The 16,995-nt window shown below is 57.6% G+C and carries 15 protein-coding genes; 11 read left to right on the top strand and 4 right to left on the bottom strand.

Annotation, left to right across the window (positions count from 1 at the left end; all coding sequences use genetic code 11):
* Positions 1–245: 245 nt before the first annotated feature.
* Positions 246–2,114 (top strand): low affinity potassium transporter Kup, encoded by a 1,869-nt coding sequence (gene kup / locus A1830_RS01460; protein ID WP_067700655.1) that lies wholly within the window; start codon positions 246–248, stop codon positions 2,112–2,114.
* 43 nt (positions 2,115–2,157) lie between these two features.
* Here the strand turns inward: kup and qseC are convergent, their stop codons facing one another.
* Both qseC and qseB read right to left on the bottom strand, forming a co-directional pair.
* Entirely contained in the window at positions 2,158–3,504 is a 1,347-nt protein-coding gene (gene qseC, locus A1830_RS01465; RefSeq protein ID WP_067700659.1) for a quorum sensing histidine kinase QseC, read from the bottom strand.
* On the bottom strand, positions 3,501–4,163 hold the full coding sequence (gene qseB, locus A1830_RS01470; RefSeq protein ID WP_067700661.1) for a quorum sensing response regulator transcription factor QseB: 663 nt from the start codon (positions 4,161–4,163) through the stop codon (positions 3,501–3,503). The genes qseC and qseB overlap by 4 nt, the downstream gene beginning before the upstream one ends.
* Before the next feature lie 219 nt (positions 4,164–4,382).
* On the opposite strand from qseB, the gene A1830_RS01475 reads away from it, so the two are divergent.
* The gene (locus A1830_RS01475) at positions 4,383–4,781 is read left to right on the top strand and encodes a YgiW/YdeI family stress tolerance OB fold protein (RefSeq protein WP_067700664.1); all 399 of its coding nucleotides are present in this window, start codon (positions 4,383–4,385) and stop codon (positions 4,779–4,781) included.
* A gap of 31 nt (positions 4,782–4,812) precedes the next feature.
* Here A1830_RS01475 and A1830_RS01480 read toward each other — a convergent pair whose 3' ends face one another.
* On the bottom strand, positions 4,813–5,694 hold the full coding sequence (locus A1830_RS01480; protein ID WP_067700667.1) for a LysR family transcriptional regulator: 882 nt from the start codon (positions 5,692–5,694) through the stop codon (positions 4,813–4,815).
* 105 nt (positions 5,695–5,799) lie between these two features.
* On the opposite strand from A1830_RS01480, the gene budA reads away from it, so the two are divergent.
* From budA to rbsR, 9 genes are all read left to right on the top strand, one after another.
* A complete protein-coding gene (budA, locus tag A1830_RS01485; RefSeq protein WP_067700669.1) occupies positions 5,800–6,582 on the top strand; it encodes an acetolactate decarboxylase in 783 nt (260 codons plus the stop codon).
* Between the two features lie 19 nt (positions 6,583–6,601).
* On the top strand, positions 6,602–8,281 hold the full coding sequence (gene alsS, locus A1830_RS01490; RefSeq protein ID WP_067700672.1) for an acetolactate synthase AlsS: 1,680 nt from the start codon (positions 6,602–6,604) through the stop codon (positions 8,279–8,281).
* Between the two features lie 20 nt (positions 8,282–8,301).
* On the top strand, positions 8,302–9,075 hold the full coding sequence (locus tag A1830_RS01495) for a (S)-acetoin forming diacetyl reductase (protein WP_067700675.1): 774 nt from the start codon (positions 8,302–8,304) through the stop codon (positions 9,073–9,075).
* 190 nt (positions 9,076–9,265) lie between these two features.
* Complete coding sequence (gene rbsD / locus A1830_RS01500) at positions 9,266–9,685, top strand: D-ribose pyranase (protein WP_067700677.1); 420 nt, start codon at positions 9,266–9,268, stop codon at positions 9,683–9,685.
* A gap of 7 nt (positions 9,686–9,692) precedes the next feature.
* Positions 9,693–11,198 (top strand): ribose ABC transporter ATP-binding protein RbsA, encoded by a 1,506-nt coding sequence (rbsA, locus tag A1830_RS01505; RefSeq protein ID WP_067700680.1) that lies wholly within the window; start codon positions 9,693–9,695, stop codon positions 11,196–11,198.
* Between the two features lie 2 nt (positions 11,199–11,200).
* Positions 11,201–12,169, top strand: a complete 969-nt coding sequence (gene rbsC / locus A1830_RS01510) for a ribose ABC transporter permease (RefSeq protein WP_067700747.1) — start codon at positions 11,201–11,203, stop codon at positions 12,167–12,169.
* A 22-nt stretch (positions 12,170–12,191) separates the two neighbouring features.
* Positions 12,192–13,073 carry a ribose ABC transporter substrate-binding protein RbsB gene (rbsB, locus tag A1830_RS01515; protein ID WP_067700683.1) on the top strand — a complete coding sequence of 294 codons (882 nt, stop codon included), beginning with the start codon at positions 12,192–12,194 and terminating at the stop codon, positions 13,071–13,073.
* Between the two features lie 61 nt (positions 13,074–13,134).
* Positions 13,135–14,064 (top strand): ribokinase, encoded by a 930-nt coding sequence (rbsK, locus tag A1830_RS01520; RefSeq protein ID WP_067700750.1) that lies wholly within the window; start codon positions 13,135–13,137, stop codon positions 14,062–14,064.
* A gap of 3 nt (positions 14,065–14,067) precedes the next feature.
* On the top strand, positions 14,068–15,069 hold the full coding sequence (gene rbsR / locus A1830_RS01525; RefSeq protein WP_197473273.1) for a ribose operon transcriptional repressor RbsR: 1,002 nt from the start codon (positions 14,068–14,070) through the stop codon (positions 15,067–15,069).
* Here the strand turns inward: rbsR and mdtD are convergent.
* Positions 15,066–16,469, bottom strand: coding sequence for a multidrug transporter subunit MdtD (mdtD, locus tag A1830_RS01530; RefSeq protein ID WP_067700689.1), 1,404 nt, complete (start codon positions 16,467–16,469; stop codon positions 15,066–15,068). The two genes, rbsR and mdtD, sit on opposite strands and share 4 nt — an antisense overlap.
* Positions 16,470–16,995 lie beyond the last annotated feature (526 nt).

Here is a 16,995-nt window from a genome sequence, read left to right on the forward strand (position 1 = left end):
ATCCTTTTCTACGGTCTTGCCAGCACGGTGACTGGCGAGCGCATACACTACTGGCTATGATGCTTGAAAGAGTTGATACGCGTCAGCTTTTTTCTTTTCAAAGGGTGACCCAGGCCATTGAAGTGACGTCCTGTTGCGTAATTAAGGTGGGCATTCATGATGAATCATGCATACTGTGCGCTTTTTGATGGCCAGATAAGCGGCGCAAGATTGAGCGACCCTCGGCCCCAACAAAAGATGACTCTATGAGTTCTGAAAAGAAGCAGTCCCTGAGTGCCGTCACCCTGGCGGCAATAGGCGTGGTGTATGGCGATATCGGCACCAGCCCCCTGTATACCCTGCGTGAATGCCTTTCCGGCCAGTTTGGCTTTGGGGTGGAACGCGATGCGGTGTTTGGCTTTCTCTCTCTGATTTTCTGGCTGCTGGTGCTGGTGGTGTCGCTGAAATATATCAGCTACGTGATGCGGGCCGATAACGCGGGCGAAGGGGGGATCCTGACCCTGATGTCGCTGGCGGGCCGCAATACCGGGTCGAAAGCCACGGCGATACTGGTGATCATGGGACTGATCGGCGGCAGCTTCTTCTACGGTGAGGTGGTGATTACCCCGGCGGTATCGGTGCTGTCTGCCATTGAAGGGCTGGAAATCGCTGCGCCAAATCTGGACACCTGGATTGTACCGATGGCCATTGCCGTCCTGACCCTGCTTTTTGTCATTCAGAAACACGGCACCGGTATGGTCGGCAAACTCTTTGCCCCGGTGATGCTGGTGTGGTTCCTGGTACTGGCGGTAATTGGCGCGCTCAGTATCAAGGAAAACCCGGACGTGCTCCACGCTCTGAACCCTTACTGGGCAGTGCACTTTTTTATGGAGTACAAAACGGTCTCCTTCTTTGCGCTGGGTGCCGTCGTGCTGGCCATCACCGGCGTGGAAGCGCTGTACGCGGATATGGGCCATTTCGGCAAGCTGCCGATCCGACTGGCCTGGTTCGTGGTGGTGTTGCCGTCGCTGGTGCTCAACTACTTTGGTCAGGGCGCGCTGCTGCTCAAACATCCTGAGGCGATCAAGAACCCGTTTTTCCTGCTGGCACCCGACTGGGCGCTCTATCCGATGCTGGTGCTGGCAACGCTGGCGACCGTTATTGCCTCTCAGGCGGTGATTTCCGGCGTCTTCTCCCTGACCCGGCAGGCCGTGCGGCTGGGCTATCTGCCGCCGATGCGTATCGTGCATACCTCAGAAGAGGAGTCCGGCCAGATCTACATCCCGGTGATTAACTGGATCCTCTATTTTGCGGTCGTGATTGTCATTCTCGGCTTCCAGCACTCAAGCAATCTTGCGGCGGCCTACGGCATTGCCGTGACCGGCACCATGGTGCTGACCGCCATACTCTGTTCCGTGGTGGCGATTAAGAACTGGCACTGGAACCGCTATCTGGTGCTGACGCTGCTGGTGGGGATGTTATGCATTGACGTGTCGCTGTTTTCCGCAAACCTGATCAAAGTGTTCTCCGGCGGCTGGCTGCCGCTGTGCCTGGCGCTGGTGATGTTTATTGTCATGACAACGTGGAAAAGCGAGCGCTTCCGCCTGCTTCGGCGTATGCACGAGCACGGTAATTCCCTTGAGGCGATGATTACCTCGCTGGAAAAATCCCCGCCGGTACGCGTGCCGGGTACTGCCGTTTATATGTCGCGTGCGCTGAACGTCATTCCCTTTGCTATGCTGCATAATCTCAAGCATAACAAGGTGTTGCACGAGCGGGTGGTGCTGCTGACGATGCGAAATGTCGATGCGCCCTACGTGCATAACGTGAAGCGCGTGACGATCGAACAGCTTTCACCCACCTTCTGGCGCGTGGTGGCAAGCTACGGCTGGCGTGAAACGCCCAATGTGGAAGAGATTTTTCACCGCTGCGGCCTTGAGGGGCTGAGTTGCAGAATGATGGAGACGTCGTTCTTTATGTCGCATGAGTCGCTGATTATTGGCAAGCGGCCCTGGTATCTGCGGCTGCGCGGCAAGCTGTTTCTGGCACTACAGAGGAATGCGCTGCGCGCGCCCGACCAGTTTGAGATCCCGCCCAACCGGGTTATTGAACTGGGTACCCAGGTCGAGATCTGATAACAGAGGGGACGGGCATAAGGCCTGGCCCCGCTACCTCAGATTACCAGCCGATTTCCGCCGCAAAGCCGCCTTCCGGGCGGTTACCGAAGCTCGCCTGCATACCGTGCTGGCGGGCAATATGGCTGACGATTGACAGGCCAAGCCCACTCCCCGATTTCTCCTGCCCCGGCGGCCGAAAAAAACGTTCGCCAATGCGCGACAGTGCCGTGCTGCTGACGCCCGGCCCATTGTCCACCACCTTCAGACCCCGGGCAGAAAGCGCCAGTCTGATGCTGCCGCCCGGCTCGCTGTAGCGGATCGCGTTATCCAGCAGGTTGCGTACCAGCAGGGCAAGCAGCAGCGGGTTACCCGCCCGCATCACCGGTGAATCAGGCGCATCCAGCATTATCTCCACCCCGGCATCCTGAGCCGCAGCGTAATGGTCGATAACCGCCTGTTGCAGGAGCTGTTGCAGATTGATCGGCTCTGTTTGCAGCGTTTCATCGCTGTCGAGCCGCGACAGAGTAAGCAGCTGATCAACCAGTCTGGTGGCCCGATCGATACCGGCATCCAGGTTTTTCAGGGCATGGTGTCGTACGGCGAGATCGTCATGCGCCAGCTGCGCCACTTCGGTTTGCACCTTTAATGCGGCGAGCGGGCTCCTCAGTTCATGGGCGGCATCGGAGGTAAAGCGGCGTTCGCGCTGAAGCATCTCGCCGATGCGGACGAAAAGCGCGTTCAGCTCATCCAGCAGCGGGCGCACCTCCTGAGGCACACGAGGCTCAACCAGCGGCCTCTCATCCGCGGGCGCGCGCAGGCGAAGCTGCTGGGCGATTCGTTTCAGCGGGGCCAGCTCGTGCGTAACCAGCCACAGCAGCAGCAGCAGCATGATCGGCAGCACCACCAGCCAGGGGATCAGATTCGCCTGGACGATATCGCGGGTCATATCATTGCGGTATTCCCACTGCTGGCCAACCATCACCACAAACTGATTGTCCGCCGTGGGAAGCCTGACCAGTCGCCACAGATCGTCCTCGCCCTTTAATTTGCCGTTGCTAAAGCCGTTGCGCGATGGCTGAAAGCGAAAATCTCTGCCGTTATCGCCGTCATTAATGACCATCCTGCCGTCGCGGGTAAATACCGCAAAGGCCAGCACATCATCATCCTGTTCTCCGCGATGGTGGCGCAGCAGCTTTTTTGTTTTCGGCAGCGTCAGCGGTTGCCGGGTTAGCTGAGCAGGATCCATCGCCGTCAGCCGCTTAGCAAACAGCATCTGCTGCGTATCAAACAGCTCGTTGATTTTATCCCGCGTCTGCCACCAGGATCCTACGCTGGCCACGCCCCAGCAGATTAACGTGAGCAGAATAAACCCCAGCATCAGGCGCAGGCGCAGGCTGAGGGAGTTCATGCTGAGCCCCCCAGCGTGTAGCCAACGCCGTGTACCGTACGGATAAACTGGCTGCCGAGCTTTTTACGCAGGTGATGAATATGCACCTCAACGGCATTGCTGGAGATCTCCTCATCCCAGCTGTACAGCTTCTCCTCAAGCTGCGCGCGCGTCAGTACCCTGGACGGGTTCATCATAAACAGCTCGAGCAGCGCCAGCTCGCGGGACTTAAGCGTCAGAGGTTCGCCGTTGTGGGTGACGCGGTGAGAGTGAGGCTCCATCGACACCGGTCCGTGGTTAAGGACAGGCTGTAACTGACCGTGGCGGCGGCGGATCAGCGCCTGTAACCGTGCGGCGACCTCACTCAGCGCAAAGGGTTTGCAGAGGTAGTCATCGGCACCCTGCTGAAGGCCGGCGACCCGCTGTTCCAGCGCATCCCTGGCCGTCAGGATCAGTACGGGGATATCCTGGCCCTGCTGACGCCACTGGCGCAGGATCGCCAGCCCGTCCATGCCCGGCAGGCTCAGATCCAGCACCACCGCATCATAAGGCGCGCCCAGCAGCGCAGACAGCCCCTCGCTGCCATCGGTAAACCAGTCCACGCTGAAGCCCAGCTTGTGCAGACCGGCTTTGATGCCGTCGCCAATCAGGCGATCGTCCTCAATCACTAAAATACGCATTGGCGGATTCCTTATATCGTTAAGGATTTATACGTAACAGCGTGACGTTTTGTACAGGACGTTCGGCGCTTTTCGTGGATATTGCCCCACTTAATGAAAAAAATTCACCGCAGGCGCCCTCTTAAGATCCTGTTAAGAACGCTGTGGTGTAATCCTTTCTGAAGACCACAGCCTGCGCGGTAAAAACTACCGCGCCTCAAGGGAATACAGGAGAATATGATGAAAAAGAGCGCTGCGTTATTTGCTATTGCTGCCCTGGTATCCACGCCGGTACTCGCGGCCCAGAGCGGCGGCTTTGTTGACCCAAATGCGCCGGCGGCTGCCGTACAACAGGGCGGATTCAGCGGCCCTGACGGCACTCAGGCCACGGTGAAACAGGCGCTGGAGATGAAAGATGATGCCTGGGTGACCCTGCGTGGGCATATTGAAAAACGCGTGGGTGATAACGAGTATCTGTTCCGCGACGCAACCGGCACGATGACGGTTGAGATTGACCACAAACGCTGGCAGGGGCAGAACGTAACGCCCGCTGACAACGTAGAGCTGCGGGGCAAAGTCGATAAAGATCACGGCACCCTGGAGCTGGACGTGAAGCACATCAGTAAGGTGCAGGGCTGATCCCAGGGCGCAGGTAAGAAACGTGCGGGCATTACTCCGCCGTGAGCATCGCGACCAGGTGCAGGACCGCCGGTGAGCGGTCAAAACGCCGCCATGCCAGCGCAATATCGGTATTGAGCGTGGCGTCATCGATCTGATGAAAGGTGACGCCCGGATAGCTGATACAGCACAGCGAAGCGGGCACGATGGTAAAGCCAAACCCGGCAGCAACCATGCCAATGGCCGGTAATATCTGCGGTGACTGCTGGCCTGGTTTCGGCTGGAAACCGGCGCGCAGGCAGGCCGCAATCACCATCTCATACAGGCTGGGCGACACCTCACGCGGGAAAACAATCAGCGGTTCATCCGCCAGCTGGGCCAGCGACAGGCATGGCTCGCCGCCAAGGGCGTGTCCTTCGGGCAGCACCACCCGCATCTGCTCAGTGGCGATCACCTTCAGATTAAATGCCTTACTGCTTTCGCAGGGCAGACGCACGATCGCCGCATCCAACAACCCTTCCTGTAAATCGTGCATCAGCGCGGACATGTTCTGCTCACGCGACAGCAGGGTCATATCCGGATAGCGGTCCTGAAACCGTCGGATGAGGGTAAAAACGGCGGAATGAAAGGCGACGGAACTGGCAAACCCCAGTGACAGCTCTCCGCTAATGCCGCGCGCAATCCCCCTGGCCTTTTCCAGCGCCAGCCCGGTCAGTTCCAGGATCTGGCAGGCATCCTGATAAAAGGCCTCTCCCGTTTCCGTTAGCTCGACCCCACGCGTCAGCCTTTTCAGCAGCGGCGTACCTATTTCCCGCTCCAGCCTGAGGATCTGCTGGCTGAGCGGCGGCTGAGAAATTCCCAGCATTTCGGCGGCGCGCGTAAAGTGGCGCGTTTGTGCAACCGCCACGAAATAACGCAGATGGCGAAGTTCCATATTAAATTCGTCTCAAAGTAGTGGCTTTTCTATATTGGTATCCCCGACTGAATCGAGTCAATATTCAGTTAACAAATCTTAACTGTTTAGATCCTGAGGGGCGTGATGAAACATTCTGTAACCGACTGTATGTGCGAACAACAGCTGGCGTCTACCGTCAGTGCATTACGGCAACATAAACCAGAAAGCGTTATCTATCAGACCTCTTTGATGAGTGCGCTGCTCAGTGGCGTTTACGATGGCACCACTACCGTTGCCGACCTGCTGCGTAAGGGCGATTTTGGCCTCGGCACCTTTAATCAGCTCGACGGCGAGCTGATCGCCTTCGACAAAGAAGTTTACCAGCTGCGATCCGACGGCAGCGCAACCTCGGCCGATCCGCAGCAGAAAACGCCGTTTGCCGTGATGACGTTTTTCAATCCGCAATATCGTCACGTGCTGAACGGCCCGGCCAGTCGTGAAGCTGTTCATCAGATTATCAATGAGCAGGTCACTTCCGATAACCAGTTTTGTGCGCTGCGCATTGACGGCCTTTTCTCCTCGGCGCAGACGCGCACGGTTCCCTGCCAGCATCGCCCTTATCGTTCCATGCCGGAAGTGCTGGGCCAGCAGCCCACGTTTCACTTCACCGACCGTCGCGGCGTGGTGATTGGTTTCCGCACCCCGCAATACATGCAGGGCATCAACGTGGCGGGCTATCACGAACACTTTATTACCGACAATCGTCAGGGCGGTGGGCACCTGCTGGACTATCAGCTGGAAGAGGGCGTACTGACCTTCGGTGAAATCAGCAAGCTGGTTATCGATCTGCCCAACGACAGCGATTTTCTCAAGGCTGACCTGAATCCTGAAAATCTGGATTCCGCTATTCGCTCTGTTGAGAGCTAAACCCTTTTTAGGAGCTATGATGAAAAATCCAACCGAGACTCCGGTATGGCAGCACGGTGCCGATCTGGTCGTGGCGCAGCTTGAAGCGCAGGGCGTAAAGCAGGTTTTCGGCATTCCTGGCGCAAAAATCGATAAGGTCTTTGACTCGCTGGTGGACTCAACCATCCAAACTATTCCGGTTCGTCACGAAGCCAACGCGGCCTTTATGGCCGCTGCGGTGGGCAGACTCACCGGCAACGCGGGCGTGGCGCTGGTCACCTCAGGCCCGGGCTGTTCAAATCTGATCACCGGTATGGCGACCGCCACCAGCGAGGGCGATCCGGTCGTGGCGCTGGGCGGCGCAGTTAAGCGCGCCGACAGCGCTAAACAGGTCCATCAAAGTATGGATACCGTGTCGATGTTCCGTCCGATCACCAAATTCGCTGCGGAAGTGACCGATTCAAATGCCCTGGCTGAAGTGCTTTCCAACGCCTTCCGCTATGCGGAACACGGCCGCGGGGGTGGGTCATTTGTCAGCCTGCCGCAGGATATTGTCGATCAGCCCGCCAAAGGCTACCCGCTGCTCTGTAAAGGCCATGTGGTTCTGGGCTCGGCACCGGACTCCGCCATTGATGAAGTGGCGAAGCACATCGCCAGCGCGAAAAACCCCGTGCTGCTGCTGGGCCTGATGGCCAGCCAGACCGGTAACAGCGATGCGCTGCACCGCCTGCTTGCCAGCAGCCATATCCCGGTGACCAGTACCTATCAGGCCGCCGGCGCCGTCAGGCAGGAGCACTTCTCCCGCTTCGCTGGCCGGGTTGGCCTGTTTAATAACCAGGCGGGCGATCGCCTGCTGCGCCAGGCCGATCTGATTATCACCATCGGCTACAGCCCGGTTGAGTATGAACCTGCGATGTGGAACAGCGGCAACGCCACGCTGGTGCATATTGATGTTCTGCCCGCCGATACGGACAACTGCTATCTGCCGGATGTCGAGCTGGTCGGGGATATTGCCTCCACCCTCGATAAGCTGGCGGATAAAATTACCGCGCCGCTGCAGCTCAGCGAACAGGCCGCCTCCGTGCTTCAGGATCGTCAACAGCAGCGCCAGCTTCTGTCGCTCCAGGGCCAGAGCCTTAACCAGTTTGCTTTGCATCCGCTGCGTATCGTGCGGGCCATGCAGGACATCATTAACAGCGACGTGACCCTCACCGTGGATATGGGCAGCTTTCATATCTGGATCGCCCGCTACCTTTACAGCTTCCGCGCGCGTCAGATCATGATCTCTAACGGCCAGCAAACGATGGGCGTGGCGCTGCCGTGGGCGATTGGCGCGTGGCTGGTGGATCCGAGCCGTAAGGTGGTTTCCGTCTCCGGTGATGGCGGCTTCTTACAGTCCAGCATGGAGCTGGAAACGGCGGTCAGACTCGGTGCCAATATTCTGCACATTATCTGGGTGGACGAGGCCTACAACATGGTGGCGATGCAGGAAGAGAAGAAATATCACCGCGTGTCAGGCGTGAAATTCGGTCCGGTCGATTTCAAAGTCTATGCCGAGGCGTTTGGCGCCGCCGGCTTCTCGGTAAACAGCGCGGCCGAGCTGGAACCGACGCTGCGAAAAGCGATGGATGTGCAGGGACCTGCTGTGGTCGCCGTGCCAGTAGACTATGCTGATAATCCGATGCTGATGGGTCAACTGCATCTGAGCCAGATTCTGTAACACACGTTTAAGGAGAAGGTATGAAAACCAAAGTAGCATTGGTGACCGGCGGCGGTCAGGGTATTGGTAAAGCCATTGCCCTGCGCCTGGCAAAAGACGGCTTCGCCGTTGCGGTAGCGGATTATAACAGCCAGACGGCAGGTCAGGTTGCGGATGAAATAGTCAGTGCCGGCGGCAAAGCTTTAGCCGTGACGGTAGACGTATCGAATCGCGATCGGGTCTTTGCTGCCGTCGAGCAGGCGCGTAAAGAGCTGGGCGGTTTTGACGTCATCGTCAATAACGCCGGTGTCGCACCGACCACGCCAATCGAAGAGATCACCGAAGAGACGGTCGATAAAGTTTATAACATCAACGTTAAAGGCGTAATCTGGGGCATGCAGGCGGCCATCAAAGCCTTTAAGGCTGAAGGCCACGGCGGCAAGATTATTAATGCCTGTTCCCAGGCGGGCCACGTCGGTAACCCTGAGCTGGCGGTTTACAGCTCAAGTAAATTCGCCGTGCGCGGCCTGACGCAGACCGCCGCGCGCGATCTGGCACCGTTAGGAATTACGGTGAATGCCTACTGTCCGGGCATCGTGAAAACGCCAATGTGGGAGGAGATCGATCGTCAGGTTTCCGCCGCCGCAGGCCAGCCAGCGGGCTACGGCACGGCAGAGTTCGCCAAACGCATCACCCTGGGCCGCCTTTCCGAGCCGGAAGACGTGTCAGCCTGCGTAGCCTTCCTTGCCGGCCCTGATTCCGACTATATGACCGGTCAGTCACTGCTGATCGACGGCGGGATGGTCTTTAATTAATCCTGTATTGCAGACCGGCTCCGGTCGGTCTGCTGTTCTTTTTCCTCCCATTCCCTTCTCCTAAGTCAAACCCGCATCGCCGCAGGCGAAACGTTTCGATAGCGATCACATTTTCCACGCATGGTGATTGTTTTCCCGTCTGGCTTTCATACACTCCCCGCAAGCGAAACGTTTCGCTCTGGAGTGAATGATGAAAAAAGGCACCTTACTGAATTCTGAAATATCGGCGCTGGTTTCCAGGCTCGGGCATACCGACAGCCTGGTAATTGGTGACGCGGGACTGCCCATTCCGGCTGGCCCTCAGCGTGTTGATCTGGCGCTGACGCAGGGGATCCCCAGCTTTTTACAGGTGGTGAAAGCCGTGACCGACGAGATGCAGGTAGAAAGTGTCATCATCGCCGAGGAGATTAAGTCCCATAATCCTCAGCTTCTTAGTGAACTCTCCGCTCTGCTCGACTTACTGCAACAACACCAGGGAAACACCATCGCGATTTCGTACGTGAGTCACCAACAGTTCAAACAGCAAACGCAGCGTAGCCAGGCGGTCATTCGCAGCGGGGAGTGTTCTCCCTATGCCAATATCATCCTGTGCGCTGGCGTGACCTTCTGAGGCCGTCATGCAACCTTTATTGCAGCTGCAAGGCATTGATAAATCCTTTCCCGGCGTCAAGGCGCTTTCCGGCGCCGCGCTGGCGGTCTATCCCGGACGCGTTATGGCGCTGGTGGGTGAGAACGGCGCCGGTAAGTCCACCATGATGAAAGTGATGACCGGCATTTACCCCCGGGATGCCGGCTCGGTGAAATGGCTCGGTAACGAGACCACGTTTAGCGGGCCAAAGGCATCACAGGAAGCCGGCATCGGCATCATCCATCAGGAGCTTAACCTGATCCCGCAGCTCAGCATTGCTGAGAATATCTTTCTGGGGCGGGAGTTTGTTAACGGCTTTGGCCGCATCCTGTGGAAAAAAATGCATGCCGAGGCGGACGTCCTGCTTAAACGCCTGAACCTGCGCTTTAGCAGCCACAGGCTGGTGGGCGACCTGTCGATTGGCGACCAGCAGATGGTCGAAATCGCCAAGGTACTGAGCTATCAGTCCAAAGTGATTGTGATGGACGAGCCAACGGATGCGCTGACCGATACCGAAACCGCCTCGCTGTTTCGCGTCATCCGCGAGCTGAAAGCGCAGGGCTGCGGCATTGTCTATATCTCCCACCGGATGAAAGAGATCTTTGAAATTTGCGATGACGTAACCATCTTCCGCGACGGCCAGTTTATTGCCGAACGCGCGGTGGAGAGCCTGGACGAGAATTCGCTGATTGAAATGATGGTGGGCCGCAAGCTGGAAGAGCAGTATCCACGGCTGGACAAAGCCCCCGGCGAAGTTCGCCTGAAGGTTGAGCATCTCAGCGGACCGGGCGTGGAGGACGTCACCTTTACGCTGCGTAAGGGCGAGATCCTGGGCGTGGCAGGGCTGATGGGCGCGGGACGAACCGAACTGATGAAGGTGCTTTACGGTGCGCTGGCCCGAACCCACGGCAGCGTAACGCTGGATGGGCGGAATATCCTCACCCGCACGCCGGAAGATGGGCTGCGAAACGGCATTGTCTATATCTCCGAAGACCGCAAGCGTGACGGGCTGGTGCTGGGCATGTCGGTGAAGGAGAACATGTCGCTGACCGCGCTGGACTACTTTAGCCACGGCGGCGGCAGGCTGAAACACGCAGAGGAGCAGCTGGCGGTCAGCGACTTTATCACCCTGTTTAAGGTGAAAACGCCGTCGATGAACCAGCCGATCGGCCTGCTTTCCGGCGGCAATCAGCAAAAGGTGGCCATCGCCCGTGGGCTGATGACCCGTCCTAAAGTCCTCATTTTGGATGAACCCACCCGCGGCGTGGACGTCGGCGCTAAAAAAGAGATCTATCAGCTTATTAATCAGTTTAAGGACGAGGGGCTGAGCATCATTCTGGTTTCCTCTGAAATGCCGGAGGTGCTGGGCATGAGCGACCGCGTGCTGGTGATGCACGAAGGGCGCCTGAGCGGTGATTTCCCAATTGAACAGGCCACGCAGGAAGTCCTGATGGCGGCGGCAGTAGGTAAGCTACAGAGTGTGGAGCACGCATGACCATGAATACCCGAACGATCCCTGCTAACCGGCTGTTCAGCAAGACCTGGCTGCTGGAGCAAAAATCCCTGATCGCGCTGATTGTGTTGATTGCTATCGTCTCCAGCCTCAGCCCGAACTTTTTTACCCTGAACAATATGTTCAACATCCTGCAGCAGACCTCCGTTAACGCCATTATGGCGGTCGGCATGACGCTGGTTATCCTGACCTCCGGTATCGATCTTTCAGTGGGGTCGCTGCTGGCGCTGACTGGTGCGGTAGGTGCATCGCTGGTGGGGATGGAAGTTAACGCGCTGGTGGCCGTGGCCGCCTCTCTGGCGCTGGGCGCAGCCATTGGCGCCCTGACCGGTACTATCGTGGCGAAAGGACGCGTGCAGGCCTTCATCGCCACGCTGGTGATGATGCTGCTGCTGCGGGGCGTCACGATGGTGTACACCAACGGCAGCCCGGTCAATACCGGCTTCAATGACAATGCCGATCTGTTTGGCTGGTTCGGTATTGGCCGCCCTCTGGGTATTCCCACGCCGGTGTGGCTGATGGCGGTGGTGTTCGCTCTGGCCTGGTACATGCTGCATCACACCCGCCTGGGCCGCTACATTTATGCGCTGGGCGGCAACGAGGCGGCAACGCGCCTGTCCGGCATCAGCGTCAGCCGGGTGAAAATTGTCGTGTATGCGCTGAGTGGCATGCTGGCCGCGCTGGCGAGCACCATCGAAGTGGCAAGGCTCTCATCGGCACAGCCGACCGCGGGAACGGGCTACGAGCTTGATGCCATTGCCGCCGTTGTGCTGGGCGGCACCAGTCTGGCCGGCGGCAAGGGGCGAATCATGGGCACCTTAATTGGGGCACTGATCCTCGGCTTCCTGAATAACGGGCTTAACCTGCTCGGCGTTTCCTCCTACTACCAAATGATCGTCAAAGCTGTGGTGATTTTGCTGGCGGTGCTGGTAGATAACAAAAGCAGTAAATAACTCATCCCTACAGGAAATTATGATGAAAATGACCAAACTGACTGCACTTGCCGTTCTGCTTGGCGCCACGCTGAGCGCCAGCGCAATGGCGAAAGACACCATCGCACTGGTAGTGTCCACGCTGAATAATCCCTTTTTTGTCTCGTTAAAAGACGGCGCACAAAAAGAAGCGGATAAGCTGGGTTACAACCTGGTCGTGCTGGATTCACAGAATAACCCGGCAAAAGAGCTGGCTAATGTTCAGGACTTAACCGTACGCGGGACTAAGCTGCTGCTGATTAACCCGACTGATTCTGACGCAGTGGGCAATGCGGTCAAAATGGCGAATCAGGCCAGTATTCCGGTGATAACCCTGGACCGTATGGCAGCGCAGGGCAAAGTGGTCAGCCACGTTGCATCGGATAACCGCTTCGGCGGCAAGATGGCGGGTGACTACATTGCGAAGAAGGTGGGTGAGAACGCGAAAATTATCGAGCTGTCCGGTATTGCGGGCACCTCCGCCGCGCGTGAGCGGGGTGAAGGCTTTAAATCTGCTGCCGATGCGCATAAGTTCGTTATCCTCGCCAGCCAGCCAGCCGACTTTGACCGCACCAAAGGTCTGAACGTGATGCAGAACCTGCTGACCGCGCATCCTGACGTGCAGGCGGTATTTGCTCAAAATGATGAAATGGCGCTCGGCGCAATGCGCGCATTGCAAACTGCCGGTAAATCTGATGTGGTGGTCGTCGGCTTCGACGGCACCGCAGACGGGGTAAAAGCCGTTCAGGGTGGTAAGCTGGCCGCTACCGTGGCTCAGCAGCCGGAGCAAATCGGCGTTATCGGCGTGCAAACGGCTGATAAAGTGCTGAAGGGCCAGAAAGTTCAGGCTATCAACCCGGTTGACCTGAAGCTGGTCACGCAATAAATCAAAGAAAAGCATGGCACGCGCCACCCTTTCCGGGTGGCGCCTTTTTCTGGACGCCTTTATGAAAAAATCCGGCAAGCTGACCGTCCTTGGCAGCATTAATGCAGACCATATTCTAAACCTGATGCAGTTCCCCCGGCCCGGCGAAACGGTGACCGGCGGCGAGTATCAGGTCGCTTTTGGCGGGAAAGGGGCAAATCAGGCCGTTGCAGCAGGGCGCAGTGGGGCGGATATCGCCTTTATCGCCTGCGTGGGCGACGATGATATCGGCCAGCGCATTCGCCAGCAGCTGGCAACCGACCAGATCGATATCACCCCTGTCGAAGTTGTGGCGGACCAGTCCACCGGCGTGGCGCTTATTTTTGTCAACGGTGCGGGCGAAAACTGTATTGCGATCCATGCCGGTGCCAACGCGGCGCTGACGCCGGAAAGGGTCAGCCAGCACCAGCAGACGATAGCGGAGTCGGACGCGCTGCTGATGCAGCTTGAGTCGCCGCTGGCGAGCGTACTGGCCGCCGCAAAAATTGCCCGCCAGCATCAGACGCGCGTTATCCTTAATCCCGCGCCCGCCGTCGCACTTTCCGGTGAGCTGCTGGGACTGGTGGATATGATTACCCCCAATGAAACGGAAGCGGAAATACTGACCGGCGTGCATGTTGATTCCGACGAAGCGGCGGCGCGTGCGGCTGGCGTGCTGCATGAAAAGGGTATCGACAGCGTTCTTATTACTCTCGGCAGCCGCGGCGTGTGGCTGAGTGAACAGGGTAAAGGCCAGCGTATTGCCGGTTTCCGGGTGGAGGCGGTTGATACGATAGCGGCAGGCGACACCTTCAACGGCGCGCTTATCGCCGCCCTGCTCGAAGGGCAGGCGATGGATCGCTCCGTGCGCTTTGCCCATGCGGCTGCGGCTATTTCGGTGACCCGCCACGGCGCGCAGCCATCCGTACCCTGGCGCAGTGAAATCGATCGCTTTTTGCAGCAGCAGGGGTAGCGCGTGGCCACTATGAAAGATGTCGCGCGCCTTGCGGGCGTGTCGACCTCTACCGTTTCCCACGTTATTAACAACAACCGCTTCGTCAGCGAGGCGGTGCGGGAAAAAATCACCTCGGCGATTGCCGAGCTGAATTATGCCCCATCTGCCCTGGCACGCAGTCTGAAGCTCAACCAGACGCGCACCATCGGTATGCTGCTGACCGCCAGTAGTAACCCTTTCTACTCTGAAGTGGTTCGCGGCGTCGAGCGGAGCTGCTATGAGCGCGGTTACAGCCTGATCCTGTGCAATACCGAAGGGGATGAAAACCGTATGAACCGCAGCCTTGAAACGCTGCTGCAGAAGCGGGTGGATGGGCTGCTAATTATGTGTACTGAAAGTCATCTCCCCCCGGCGGATATTCTTAACCGCTATCCCTCTATTCCTTCGGTGATGATGGACTGGGCCCCTTTTGAGGGCAGCAGCGACATTATTCAGGATAACTCCCTGCTGGGCGGGGAGATGGCGACCCGATTTCTGATCTCCCGGGGTTACCGGCGCATTGCCTGCATTGCCGGTCCGCAGGATAAAACGCCTGCCCGTCTGCGGCTGGAAGGTTTTCAGCGGGCAATGAAGAGCGCGGGCTTACCGGTGCCGCCGTCCTGTGTGGTCAGCGGTGATTTCGAGTTTGAGGGCGGGTTCAACGCCATGAATCAGCTGCTATCGCTCTCCCCGCTGCCCGAAGCGGTTTTTACCTGCAACGATGCGATGGCGGTGGGCGGCTATCATGCGCTCTTCCAGGCCGGACTGTCGGTGCCGCAGGATATTGCGGTCATTGGCTATGACGACATCGAGCTGGCGCGCTATATGACACCGCCTTTGACCACCATTCACCAGCCTAAAGATGAACTGGGGGAGCTGGCGATTGATACGCTACTTCACCGCCTCGGCGAGCCGGGCGACAGTCAGCAGTTACTGATTCTGACGCCAGAGCTGGTAGAGCGCGGCTCGGTGGGAGAGCGTTAAGCGCGTTTTTTGCGCTTCTCCCGGTCAGCAATCAGATGGCGGCCATCTCCCGGTTTAAGCAGCCTGAATACCAGCCCGGAAAACACGGTTACCACGCCCATGGTCAGAAAGGTGGCGTGGAAGTGCTGCACCGTGGTGCCATCGAAGTTCTCATAGAAACGCAGCACCGCGGCACTCACCGCGACGCCAAAGCTGATCGCCAGCTGCTGGGTGACGGCCAGCATACTGTTACCGCTGCTGGCGTTACCCTCATTTAAATCCGCCAGCGTAATGGTGTTCATCGCCGTAAACTGGGTGGACATGGCCATGCCCAGAATAAACAGCGGTAGCAGAAGGACGACCAGGCCCATTGCTGGCGTCTGTAGCGCAAAGGTGGCAATCAGCGCACCGATAATCACGCTTATCCACATTAGCGTGGTGCGGTAGCCGAACCAGCGAAGCACCTGGGTGACCGTTGATTTCGCCAGGAGCGATCCTAATGCCGTCGGGGCCATCATGCAGCCAGCGAGAATGGCGGAATAGCCGAATCCCACCTGAAGCATCAGCGGCATCAGGAAAGGAATGCAGCCGGTACCAAGCCGGGAAGCGATATTCCCGAGGATCCCCACCGAGAAGGTGCGGGTTTTAAACATCGGTAAGGGAATGAGGGGAGTCGCATGGCGCCTCGCGTGAGCAATATAAAGAAGCAGCAGCACTATCCCTCCCGACGTAACGGCCAGAGCAATACTGCTGGCCACTATCTTCTCGCCCAATAGCTCAATCCCGCTCGACAGCAGCACAAGGCCTATACCAAACAGAATAAAGCCCAGCAGATCGAAGCGGCGTTTGGGCGTGGTGAAATCCGGCATATATTTACGGGCGTAAATAATACCCAGTATGCCCATCGGAATATTTATCAGGAAGATCCAGTGCCAGCTGGCCCAGGTTACCAGCACGCCGCCCAGCAGCGGCCCCAGAACCGGGCCAATCAGTCCAGGCATAGTGACGAAGTTCAGCACCGGCAGCAGTTCGCTACGCGGATAGGCTCTGAGCAATGCCAGCCTGGCGACGGGCATCATCATCGCGCCACCAATCCCCTGAAGCACCCGGAAGGTCACCAGCATGGCCAGAGAGTCTGAGAGCGCGCAGGCCAGCGAACCTAGCGTAAATAAAGAAACCGCCACCACAAACACTTTGCGCGTACCAAAGCGATCGGCCAGCCAGCCGCTGACGGGGATCAGCATGGCAACGGTTAAGGTGTAGCTAATGATGGCAGACTGCATTGCCAGGGGGGAGCGATTCAGGCTCTGCGCGATGGCGGGAAGAGCGGTGTTCAGTATCGTGGCATCCAGCGCCTGCATAAAAAAGGCCATGGCGGCTATCCACGGAAGTCCGGCCATACTGCGCGCGGATTTTGTCATTTGGCATCCTTTCTATTATTCATTGTGGCTTAAAGACCCTGGTAGCTTAAGAGTAGCACCCCCGTTTATGGATTTCACAAAGGGCAGAACGGGCATTTGGGATGAATATGGTGCAATAACAACCCGATAGTGTGTGATTAATCGCCGATCGGTTAAAAAAAGGACGGTCAGATCTTTTTTTTAAAGAAAGGCTTGTCACCCGTCAGGAACTCCCTATAATGCGCCTCCACTGACACGGAACAACGGCTTAACGGTCACCGGGTCAGGAAGAGAAAAGTGAGAAANGTCACCCGTCAGGAACTCCCTATAATGCGCCTCCACTGACACGGAACAACGGCTTAACGGTCACCGGGTCAGGAAGAGAAAAGTGAGAAATCCCTTGACTCTTCAGCGGGAAAGCGTAATATCTGCACCCCGCGCCACACGAGATTATGTGGCACCGCTCTTTAACAATTTATCAGACAATCTGTGTGGGCACTCGCAGGATTGATATCAGCGCCGCAAGGCGCAAAAAATATCAAGTCTT

It is taken from the genome of Erwinia sp. ErVv1, from assembly GCF_900068895.1.
Lineage (GTDB): Bacteria > Pseudomonadota > Gammaproteobacteria > Enterobacterales > Enterobacteriaceae > Erwinia.